Below are 10,212 nucleotides of genomic sequence, written 5' to 3' on the forward strand. Positions count from 1 at the left end.
AGAGCCATTTTGGCACCTGATTGATCAGCTCGCCTAAAAAGAGGTCGCACCCATGCGCCAGTTCCCGGCTTTCTTTAACATGGACGACGCCCGTGTCGTCGTGTTCGGCGGTGGCGAAGAAGCCCGCCGCAAGGTGCGCCTGCTTGCCAAGACGTCCGCCCAGATCACCGTGATCATCGGCAAGGACATTGAACCTGGCTTTGCCGAGGAGTTCGCGGGCCGCATCACCATTGCGCCGCAGTCCGAAGCGGGTCCGGCACTGGATGTCGCCCGTTTTGCCATTGTTGCCTGCCGTTTGTGCGCCAATACCGAACGCTCCATTGAGTGGGCCCGGCAATATGGCGTGCCGCTGAATGTCGTTGACCGGCCGGAATTGTGCGACTTCACAGTCCCGTCAATTCTGGACCGGGGAGAGATTGTTGCCGCGATCGGCTCCAATGGCTCGGCGCCGGTTTTGGCCAAATCCGTGCGCAGCAAGCTGGAACGCCTTCTGCCGGCGCGGACGGGAGAGCTGGCAGAACTCGCCGGGCGTCTGCGGCCTGAGGTCAAGGCGGCCATTCCGGATGCCAAGGCTCGCCGCGAGTTCTGGGAATATGCCCTGAATGGAAAGCCCGCAGAACTGGCCTATGCCGGAGAGCTGGACGCAGCCGAACAAGCCATGCGGGATGCCATGAAGGGCAGCCGCCGCACCGGCATCGTGCATTTGGTCGGCGCAGGCCCCGGCGATCCGGAACTGCTGACCGTCAAGGCGCTGCGCCTTCTGCAGCAGGCTGACATCGTGTTCTATGACCGCCTCGTGAGCGCGGAGATTGTCGACATGATCCGCCGCGACGCAGACCGCGTGCCGGTCGGCAAGAGCAAGGGCAATCATTCCGTGCCGCAGGAAGAGATCCATGAATTGCTGATCCGCGCTGCGCGCGAAGGAAAGCGCGTCGTGCGCCTGAAAGGCGGCGACCCGTTCATCTTCGGCCGGGGCGGGGAAGAGCTGGAAGCCATCCAGGCTGCCGGGATTGAAGCCTTTGTCGTGCCGGGCATCTCCTCTGCGCTTGGCTGCGCCGCCAGCGCCGGCGTGCCGTTGACGCACCGCGATCATGCGCAAAGCCTCACCTTCGTGACAGGTCATGCGAAAAAAGGCGGCGTGCCGGATCTCGACTGGGAGAGCCTCGCAAGACCCCACCAGACGGTGACCGTCTTCATGGGCGTGGGCACCGCACCGACCATTGCCGACAAGCTGATCGAAGCGGGCCGCGCGCCCGATACGCCCGTCGCTGTTATTGAGAACGGCACTCTGTCTACGGAAATCCAGGTCTTTGGCATTCTGGCCGAACTGCCAGACCTGATCGAGCAAAACGCAATCAAGGGACCGGCCCTGCTGATCATCGGGGAAGTGGCAGGTCTGCCTTTCGCCAGTGGGGCAGTGGGCCTGTCAGGCGGCTACACGCAGGAGATTTACGCATGACGTCCGTCCGCCCAAAGCTGAAACCTGAAACTCCGAAGGCGGTCACCGCTTGGGAAACCGCGACCGGCCAGACGGTCTGGATGGCGGCGGATGGGTCATGGACCAAGGAAGTGGGTCAGATCGCGGCCTTCACCGGCGATGAGGCCGAGGCCCGATTGGCTGACGCGCTGAAGCAGGAAGGCGTTGTCACTGACCCTTACTTCATGGAAGTGACGGAAAGCGGCGGGATTACCGGCCGTGAGACCCTGCGCGAGACGATCCGGGCCAATGGCCCGACGGTCGCCTATGGGGAATCCGCCTGATGCCGACGCGCGAGATCACACGCCTGACGCTGTACGGGGATTCCATATCCGGCAATTGCATGAAGCCGAAATGGACGGCGGATTTGCTGGGCATTCCCTATGACTGGGTTGAGGTCGACATTCTGTCGGGCGGAACGCAGACGGAAGACTTCCTGACAGTGAACCCGGTCGGCCAGGTGCCATTGGCGCGCTGGCCCGATGGCCGCGCCTTGCCGCAATCCAATGCCATCATGCTGTACATCGCCGAGCAGGCCGGCAGCGATCTGATCCCGTCGGCCCCGTTCCGCCGCGCCCAGATGATGAGCTGGCTGTTCTGGGAACAATATTCCCACGAGACGGCCATTGCCGTCCGCCGGTTCCAGAAGCATTATCTCAAAAAGTCCGATGACGAGATTGATCCGAACTTGATGGCCAAGGGCCGCCGCGCCCTCGGTGTCATGGAGCTGCAATTGACGTATACGGACTGGATCGTCGGCGACGACATGACGCTGGCAGACATTGCCCTTGTCGCCTACACACGGCTTGCCCATGAGGGCGGCTTCAATATTTCCGAGTTTGCCGCTGTTGAGCGGTGGGTTAGCCGCACTGAAGCGGCCCTCGGCATCCCGCACGCAAAAGAGGCTGCGTAATGTATCGTTATGATGAGTTTGACGCCCGGATCGTGTCCGAGCGGGTCGCGCAATTCCGCGGGCAGGTGAACCGCCGCCTGTCCGGTGAATTGCTGGAGGATGAGTTCAAGCCGCTGCGCCTGCAGAATGGCGTATACCTGCAGCTGCACGCATATATGTTGCGCGTCGCCATTCCCTATGGCCAGCTGAATGGCCGCCAATTGCGCCGTCTGGCGGTCATCGCGCGCGATTATGATCGCGGTTATGGCCACTTCACCACGCGCCAGAATATCCAGTTCAACTGGGTGGCCCTGAAAGACATTCCCGATGTGCTGGAGAGCCTGGCCGAGGTGGAGATGCACGCTATCCAGACCTCCGGCAATTGCATCCGCAATACTACGTCGGACCATTTCGCCGGCGCTGCGAAAGACGAGATCATGGACCCGCGCCCCTGGTGCGAGATCATTCGCCAGTGGAGCACTTTCCATCCGGAATTCGCCTTCCTGCCGCGCAAGTTCAAGATCGCCGTTACGGGCGCAGAGCATGACCGCGCCGCCATCCGCGTCCATGACATTGGCCTGCACATGCGCCAGCGTGGCGATGTGGTCGGCTTTGAGGTCCATGTCGGCGGCGGGCAGGGGCGCACTCCGCACCTCGCGGCCCTGGTCAATGAATTTGTTCCTGAGACGGAGCTGCTCGACTATCTCGAAGCCATCATGCGCGTTTACAACCGCTTTGGCCGCCGTGACAACAAGTATAAGGCCCGCATCAAGATCCTGGTCAGCGAGATTGGCGCGGAGGAATTCCGCCGTCTGGTCAGCGAGGAATATGCGGCCCAGCGCGAGCATGAGAAGATCGCCCTGCCACCGGAAGAGATCGCACGCATCCATGCCTATTTCGCCCCGCCTGAGCTGACGCCTGCTTCTGGCCCCGATGCCGCCTTTGAGGCGCTGAAGGCAGAGGACAAGGAGTTTGCCCGCTGGGCCCGCATCAATCTGCATCCGCACAAGGTGGAGGGCCATGCCTCCGTCACGATCAGTCTGAAGCCGGTGGGCGGCGCCGCAGGTGATGCCACGGATGCGCAGATGATGACTGTGGCGCATCTGGCGGAAACCTACGCCCATGATGATATCCGCGTCAGCCATGCGCAGAATCTGGTCCTGCCTCATGTTGCGCTGAAAGACCTGCCGGCCATCTATCGCGAGCTGAAGGCTGCCGGCATTGCCACGGCAAATGAAAGCCTGATCACGGACATGATCGTCTGCCCGGGGCTGGATTACTGCAACCTCGCCAATGCCCGCTCCATTCCGGTCGGGCAGGCGGTGCAGGAGGTTTTTGCCGATCCGGACTATCAGGAAGACATCGGCCGCCTGCACATCAATATTTCCGGCTGCATCAATGCCTGCGGGCATCACCATGTCGGCCATATCGGCATTCTCGGTGTCGACCGCAAAGGGGAGGAGTTCTACCAGATCACCCTCGGCGGGCGCGCAGACGAGAAGGCGGCCATTGGCGACATTGCCGGCCCGGGCCTGAAAGCTGATGACGTGCCCGGCGCGCTGAAACGGGTCGTCGATACCTATCGCGATCTGCGCACCGACAAGAGCGAATTGTTTATTGAGACGCTGGCCCGCCTTGGCCACGACCCCTTCAAGGAGGCCCTTTATGCCGCTGATTAAACACGGCGCCGAGATTGACGATATCTGGGCCTATGTCCCTGATGAGGCGGACCTCTCGCCAGGGGGCTGCATTACCGTGTCGCTGGCCAGATTCCGCAGCGAGCGGGAGATTCTGCTCGCCCGCAACACTGATATCGGCGTGCGATTGGACCCGGAAGACGACCCGCATGAGTTGGAAGAGTTTCTGGACCGTCTTCAGCTGATAGAAATCAGTTTCCCTAAATACACTGATGGGCGTGGATATTCGCAGGCTCAGCTGCTACGTCGGCGTTTCAACTATGCTGGTGAGTTGCGCGCTGTGGGACACGTCCTTAGGGATCAGATATTCTATATGAACCGTTCAGGCTTTGATGCTTACGAGACAGCGCGTGCTGACTTACATGAAGTAGTGGAAGCATTGAACGAATACACCGAAGTCTACCAGCCTGCCGCGGCTGGCCAGGTGCCGGTTTACCGCAAGAGACACAAAGGCTGAACTTTATGCCATATGGTGATAGCGCAATCCGCAAGAGCGAAGCGACAGAGGCTCGTCTGGCACGCCTGAATGGCGAGCTGCGCGATGCTTCTGCTCAAACGGTTCTGCGGGCGGCCATGATCCGTGAATGGCCGGAAGGTCTCACCTATGTCTCCAGCTTTGGTGCGGAAAGCGTCGCCATGCTGGCCCTGATCGCTGATGTGAAGCCGGATCTGCCGATCATTTTCCTCGAAACCGGCATGCATTTCCCGCAGACGCTGGACTATAAGGACGAGCTGATCGAGAAGCTGGGCCTGACCGGTGTGCGCGAGATCCCGCCAAGCGAGACCGAACGCAAGGTTCTGGACCCTAAAAACAATCTCTGGAAATCCGATCCGGATGCCTGCTGCGCCCTGCGCAAGGTGCGCCCGCTGGAGCCCGCCCTTGCAGGCTTTGAAGCCTGGATCACGGGCCGCAAGCGGTTCCATGGTGGCGCGCGGATGACCCTGCCGGTCTTCGAATTTGCCAATGGTCGCTACAAGGTGAACCCGCTGGCCAACTGGACACCGGAAGATGTCGAGATCCTGATCCGTCAGCGCAATCTGCCGCGTCACCCGCTGGTCGCCCAAGGATATCCGTCCATTGGCTGCTGGCCATGCACGAAGCCGTCCGACAACCCGGAAGACCCGCGTGCGGGCCGCTGGGCCGGTCAACAGAAGACCGAGTGCGGTCTCCACGTCGAAAAGACGGAACGTCCCCGCGTTTTCTAGGCGGGTGGGCTAAGTTCTCTGCCCAAATACATGTGCCAGTGTGATCGCCCCGGCGGTTGCCACATTCACGCTGTCAAAGCCTGATGACATGGGAATGCGCACCGGCCTTGCTGCGGATATCAATGCGTCCGGCAGGCCGGGGCCTTCCGCGCCGAGCAGGATAGCGAGCTTCTCCGGAATCCTCAGTGTCCCCAGCATCCGTGCCCCGGCGCGCGGCGTCATCGCCCACACCTCATAGCCTTCGGCCTTGGCGGCGTTCACCATGTCCATGCCCGTACCGCCATGGGCATAGGGCAGCCACAGGCTCGCGCCGGACGAAACGCGTATCGCTTTGCGATAGAGCGGGTCACAGCATTGCGCATCCATTAGTACGGCATCCGCCCCAAAGGCGGCGGCATTGCGAAAGCATGCGCCGACATTGTCATGATTGGAGAGGTCCGACAGCATCAACAGGGTGGACGGAGCGGCCGCTCTGATGCCTTGCGACAGGAACTCTGCAGGGGAGGGGATGTCCCCCTTGATGCCGCAGGCCAGCACACCGCGATGCATCGGGAACCCGGCCACGGCATCCATCACGTCCTGTGGTGCCACATAGATCGGCACATCCTGCGGAACTTGCGCCAGCAAATCGGCGAGCGGCTCCAGACGGCTTTTGGCCAGGAAAAGGCTTCCCAGTTTGAACCGTCCGCGTCGCAGGGCAGTTTCCAGTGTTACCTTGCCCTCAATGATGAAGCGCGCGCCATGGCCTGAGGTCAGGTCCTTCTCGCGGATGGATGTATAGGCTTGCAACCTCGGATCATCGGCCCGGTCAACTTCTATTGCCAATTGCATCGTCATCCCTCTATCCTGTCATCTCTTGTACTGAATATTACGGGTGGGGCCATCATGACAGAGAACAAACCCGGCGCAGCGGACTACCAGTATGCCCCGCCAGAACGCAAGTCACGCAAGCTATGGTGGATTGTTGGGGGCATTGTACTCGCACTTGTCTTGCTGGGAACCTGCGTCCGGGGTGGGGTCTCACTGTTCCAGGCGCTCAGCGATCGCTCCGAAGCAAGCCGTGATTTCGCTGAGCGTGTGATGGAGGAAGGGGTGCCGCCCCCTGATGATCCTATCTATTCCCGGCGCCTGGACGTGACTCAGGCAGAGATCGACGAGGTGGATCGTTACATCCGGAGTTTTGGTCAGGTGACGGAGTACGGCGTGCCAGGCTGCAACATGCGAACCTCGGCAGATATTGACAAGGACAAGTCTGGTACTTTCGCCGATTGTACCCTGACGATCGAGACGGAGCAGTCGCCCGGTATCGTCACGATCGACTGGGTCAAGGATGACGCAGTCTGGAAAGTCTTGGGCTTAAATGTCTGGTTCTCGGATGAGAGTGTCCTGGCCGACCAGGCCGATCCGGCCGACACTCAGGCGGAAGATCCCTCCGCCCCCGCAGAGACGGACACAGAATAAAAAACGCCCCGGCAGGATTTACGGTCCTCCGGGGCGTCAATGTCTCTGAGGGCGCATCTAGTTCAGCAGATTGATCACCGCATCTGCCACCAGGCCGGTCGCGACCTGTGTGAGATAGGCGTCCTGATCCACGACCACCCAGCGATAGCCCGGTGGGGCCGGTTCCAGATCATAGCTGCGCCAGTCCTCGAAATAGTCATCGCGATAGTCGACCGGCAGATATTCGCCTTTCTTCCACATCTTCTTTGCATGGCCGGGCGGAACCTTGCCCTGTTTCGCCAGTCCCGGCGGTAGAGCCTCGCCTTTCGCGTGGCGCGGCGGGTCAGCAAAGGCGACAAGGCCGGAGCCGACAGCGCCAGCAAGCATGAGTGTCATATACGTCTTGAGTGCCATTGGGGGCCTCCTTTCAGTCATGACCAATAAACGAGATCCCTGCCGGCCAGTTCCCGGGCGAAACAGTCATAAATGCTGATTATTCGTCCATGGCGAGAGAAATTCAATTTAAGTAAAATCCCTGTCTATCAAAGATAGAGGATTCCGCGTACAAGCGCTGCATGATGAATGTTCACTGGCGCTATGGGGCCCCATGAAGCAGGCGACAAATCTATTACGGGACCATCCGGCAGCCATTGTGGTTGTCGTACTCGTCGTATCGGTGCTTGCGCTGGCGGTATGGCGGTTCAGCTATCATGCGCGCGCTCTGCAACATGTTGCCGCTCTGCAGTCAGAGGTGAACGGGGTTCTGAGCGGGGAGAGGGAGGTCGGGGCGGCTGAGCCCATGCTGCAGAAAGTCAATCTGGACACGATGCAGACCTTCCGTGAAGGCATCAGCCCGCAAGAGGCCCAATCACTCAGTTCGCCTGTATGTACCTATGTCCAGCAGCCGACTTTTGCGGCGCGTGCGGAGGGCGCAAATGTCTGTGAAACCACTCCGGTTTCGGCGCGCTCCGGAGACATCATCTGCCTCTCTCAGTTCACGGTAGACCCTGTTGAGGCGACTCCGGATGACCTGTCCACCGGCTATGGCTGTCTACTGACCATATGGTCAGATTCAAAAGACCTCTGGAAAATCAGGGATATCGTGATCGGAGGTTTTGAGGCAGAGCCCGCTATCGATTAGACGCCGGGTGGGGCCGTAAATTCCAGGCCGGGAAAGGCAGGCATGGGACCGGTCAGACCCCATGCCAGCGATAATCAGTGATCAGTTCATTGCTGCGCCGGGATTGACCGGCAGGCCCTGATCCTTGGCCATGCGCTTCATGGCCTTTTGCAGCTTCTCGAACGCGCGCACTTCGATCTGGCGGATCCGTTCGCGGGAGACATTGTAGACCTCGGAGAGTTCTTCCAGGGTCTTCGGCTCTTCCGACAGGCGGCGCTCGGTCAGAATGTGACGCTCACGCTCGTTCAGGTCTTCCATCGCCGAAGTTAGCAATTCCATGCGGGCATCGAATTCCTGCTGGTCGGCGAACTCGCTGGCCTGGTTCGGCTCGTCATCGGCCAGCCAGTCCTGCCACTCCATGTCGCCATCCGTGCCCATCGGCACGTTGAGCGAGGCATCGGAGCCGGACATCCGGCCATTCATCGAGAACACTTCGGCTTCGGTGACGTTCAACTTCTCAGCGATAAGTCGAGCCTGTTCAGGGCGAAGATCACCCTCGTCCAGAGCCTTCATTTCGCCTTTCAGGCGGCGCAGATTGAAGAACAGTTTCTTCTGCGCGGCGGTGGTGCCGAGCTTCACGAGGCTCCAGCTGCGCAGGATGTATTCCTGGATCGCGGCGCGGATCCACCACATGGCATACGTTGCCAGGCGGAAGCCCTTGTCCGGGTCGAATTTCTTGACGGCCTGCATCAGGCCCACATTGCCTTCGGAGATCACCTCGGCCATCGGCAGGCCATAACCGCGATAGCCCATTGCGATCTTCGCAACGAGACGCAGGTGAGAGGTCACCATCTTTTCAGCCGCTTGCGTATCTTCATCCTCGCGCCAGCGCCGTGCGAGCATGAATTCCTCATTCTTCTCAAGCATCGGGAACTTGCGAATTTCGGTGAGGTACCGGCTCAGGCCCTGTTCGGGGCTGAGCGTGATGTTTGCGCTGGCGGAAATCTTGTTCGCCATATCCTTGTTCCTCCTTTGCAGACCAACCCCGCTTTGCGGCAGTCGTTCCGACTATCAGGTTTCCTTGAGACGTTTAGTCCCGCTTTGCGGCGACGTCGCCCCCGGTAATCCGCATGAATGTCATCACGGAATAACATAAGTAAGAATTACGACCGGGATATGGAAGAGGTCGGGGCAGTTTCAAGGCATTGATTAACCAGGTTTCATAATGGCGGTGCCGTCTCCGAAAAAGGGCAGGGGAAATCAATTCCGCCAAACGTGGAACCGGACCGCTCACGCCTTGTTGATTGGGCAGAAACGGGCGTGGGGAAGGTCTGCGCGTTCGCACACCTGACGTGTCGCCAGACGACCGGGAAAAGGCTCCAAAATGAATGTCTCTGATGTCTTCTATGATGGCTGGCAGGATATGGCCCGCATCGCCATGGCCGCGCCGATCATCTATCTCAGTATCATCGCCTTCATCCGCCTCGCCGGAAAGCGCTCGACCTCACAGATGAACAATTTCGACTGGGTGGTCAGTGTGGCGCTGGGGTCGATCGCCGCAGCCGGCGTGACGAGTTCGTCCCTCACCATTCTTGAGGCCCTGTTCGCCATCGGCCTGTTATTGCTGATCCAGTGGATCCTCACCTTCATTCTGGCCCGCAGCCAGGCTTTTGCCGGAATCGTGAAGGCCCAGCCGCGCCTCCTCGTTTACAAGGGGGAATTCCTGGACGAGAATATTCGTCAGGAACGCCTTACAAAACCGGAAGTGCTCTCGGCCCTCCGCGAGAATGGCCTCACCAATGTGGAAGAGGCCGAATCCGTCATCCTTGAGGCCGATGCTTCGTTCAGCGTCATCGCCCGCTCCGACAAGGATGTCGCCCCGGAAGAACTCGCCGCCACGGTCGCCGGCGTGCCAAAGGGCTAGGCGGGGTGCTCCACCGAAGCGCCCTCATGACCGATAGGGGCAGGGGCGTTTCCCACATTTTTTGGTCCGCGTTCTGGTGCAGATATTGAAACCGGAAAATAGTTTTCCGACACCCCTCTGTGCCGGGATATACTATGTCCCATGGATCGCCTGTTCGCCCCCATCTCCTGCCAGCTGCCGCCAGAGCTGGAGCAGTATAGCTTCTGGATCTGGATCCAGATGGTGATGCTCCGTCTCTATGTGCTGTGGGCGAAAGGGGCGCGGGCGAACTTTCTCTACGGACTGACTCCCAACGGGCGCGTCGTGCTCGTGCACATTGGCGACACTAAGGCTGAACGCGAAGCCGCACTCGCCAAACAGAAACAGCAGGACCAGTTCAAATGGGAGCCAAGCAAGGCCCTCACAGTGGCGCTTGATGGCAGCAGCCTCATGTCCGCTCACCCCGGCGAAAGCCGG

13 protein-coding genes are annotated in these 10,212 nt (G+C 60.0%); 10 read left to right on the top strand and 3 right to left on the bottom strand.

The window, feature by feature from the left end; genetic code table 11:
- Positions 1 to 52 precede the first annotated feature (52 nt).
- From cysG to HY29_RS09860, 6 genes are read left to right on the top strand one after another with little or no spacing between them, the layout of a single operon-like run.
- A complete protein-coding gene (cysG, locus tag HY29_RS09835; RefSeq protein ID WP_051601391.1) occupies positions 53 to 1,459 on the top strand; it encodes a siroheme synthase CysG in 1,407 nt (468 codons plus the stop codon).
- Positions 1,456 to 1,761: a DUF2849 domain-containing protein gene (locus HY29_RS09840; protein ID WP_034796366.1), complete on the top strand. Its 306-nt coding sequence runs from the start codon at positions 1,456 to 1,458 to the stop codon at positions 1,759 to 1,761. Before cysG ends, HY29_RS09840 begins: the two co-directional genes overlap by 4 nt.
- The gene (locus tag HY29_RS09845) at positions 1,761 to 2,390 is read left to right on the top strand and encodes a glutathione S-transferase family protein (RefSeq protein WP_155838280.1); all 630 of its coding nucleotides are present in this window, start codon (positions 1,761 to 1,763) and stop codon (positions 2,388 to 2,390) included. Before HY29_RS09840 ends, HY29_RS09845 begins: the two co-directional genes overlap by 1 nt.
- Positions 2,390 to 4,048, top strand: coding sequence for a nitrite/sulfite reductase (locus tag HY29_RS09850; protein WP_034796368.1), 1,659 nt, complete (start codon positions 2,390 to 2,392; stop codon positions 4,046 to 4,048). The genes HY29_RS09845 and HY29_RS09850 overlap by 1 nt, the downstream gene beginning before the upstream one ends.
- Positions 4,035 to 4,523, top strand: coding sequence for a DUF934 domain-containing protein (locus HY29_RS09855; RefSeq protein ID WP_034796369.1), 489 nt, complete (start codon positions 4,035 to 4,037; stop codon positions 4,521 to 4,523). The genes HY29_RS09850 and HY29_RS09855 overlap by 14 nt, the downstream gene beginning before the upstream one ends.
- A 5-nt stretch (positions 4,524 to 4,528) precedes the next feature.
- The gene (locus HY29_RS09860; RefSeq protein WP_051601392.1) at positions 4,529 to 5,272 is read left to right on the top strand and encodes a phosphoadenylyl-sulfate reductase; all 744 of its coding nucleotides are present in this window, start codon (positions 4,529 to 4,531) and stop codon (positions 5,270 to 5,272) included.
- Positions 5,273 to 5,281: 9 nt separating this feature from the next.
- Here HY29_RS09860 and HY29_RS09865 read toward each other — a convergent pair whose 3' ends face one another.
- A complete protein-coding gene (locus HY29_RS09865; RefSeq protein WP_206741948.1) occupies positions 5,282 to 6,109 on the bottom strand; it encodes a TrmH family RNA methyltransferase in 828 nt (275 codons plus the stop codon).
- Positions 6,110 to 6,157: 48 nt separating this feature from the next.
- Between HY29_RS09865 and HY29_RS09870 the strand changes: the two genes are divergently transcribed.
- The gene (locus HY29_RS09870) at positions 6,158 to 6,733 is read left to right on the top strand and encodes a hypothetical protein (protein ID WP_034796370.1); all 576 of its coding nucleotides are present in this window, start codon (positions 6,158 to 6,160) and stop codon (positions 6,731 to 6,733) included.
- A 57-nt stretch (positions 6,734 to 6,790) separates the two neighbouring features.
- Here HY29_RS09870 and HY29_RS18475 read toward each other — a convergent pair whose 3' ends face one another.
- Positions 6,791 to 7,126, bottom strand: a complete 336-nt coding sequence (locus HY29_RS18475; protein WP_051601393.1) for an RcnB family protein — start codon at positions 7,124 to 7,126, stop codon at positions 6,791 to 6,793.
- 193 nt (positions 7,127 to 7,319) lie between these two features.
- Between HY29_RS18475 and HY29_RS09880 the strand changes: the two genes are divergently transcribed.
- On the top strand, positions 7,320 to 7,853 hold the full coding sequence (locus HY29_RS09880) for a hypothetical protein (protein ID WP_034796371.1): 534 nt from the start codon (positions 7,320 to 7,322) through the stop codon (positions 7,851 to 7,853).
- An 81-nt stretch (positions 7,854 to 7,934) separates the two neighbouring features.
- Here the strand turns inward: HY29_RS09880 and rpoH are convergent, their stop codons facing one another.
- Positions 7,935 to 8,849, bottom strand: a complete 915-nt coding sequence (gene rpoH / locus HY29_RS09885; RefSeq protein ID WP_034796372.1) for an RNA polymerase sigma factor RpoH — start codon at positions 8,847 to 8,849, stop codon at positions 7,935 to 7,937.
- A 367-nt stretch (positions 8,850 to 9,216) separates the two neighbouring features.
- Here rpoH and HY29_RS09890 point away from each other — a divergent pair, with 367 nt between their 5' ends.
- Both HY29_RS09890 and HY29_RS09895 read left to right on the top strand, forming a co-directional pair.
- A complete protein-coding gene (locus HY29_RS09890; protein WP_051601394.1) occupies positions 9,217 to 9,756 on the top strand; it encodes a DUF421 domain-containing protein in 540 nt (179 codons plus the stop codon).
- A 141-nt stretch (positions 9,757 to 9,897) separates the two neighbouring features.
- Positions 9,898 to 10,212 (top strand): hypothetical protein (locus tag HY29_RS09895; protein WP_034796373.1); only part of this gene is annotated, 315 nt, incomplete at its 3' end.

This window comes from Hyphomonas beringensis (assembly GCF_000682755.1).
GTDB classification, from domain to species: Bacteria; Pseudomonadota; Alphaproteobacteria; order Caulobacterales; family Hyphomonadaceae; genus Hyphomonas; species Hyphomonas beringensis.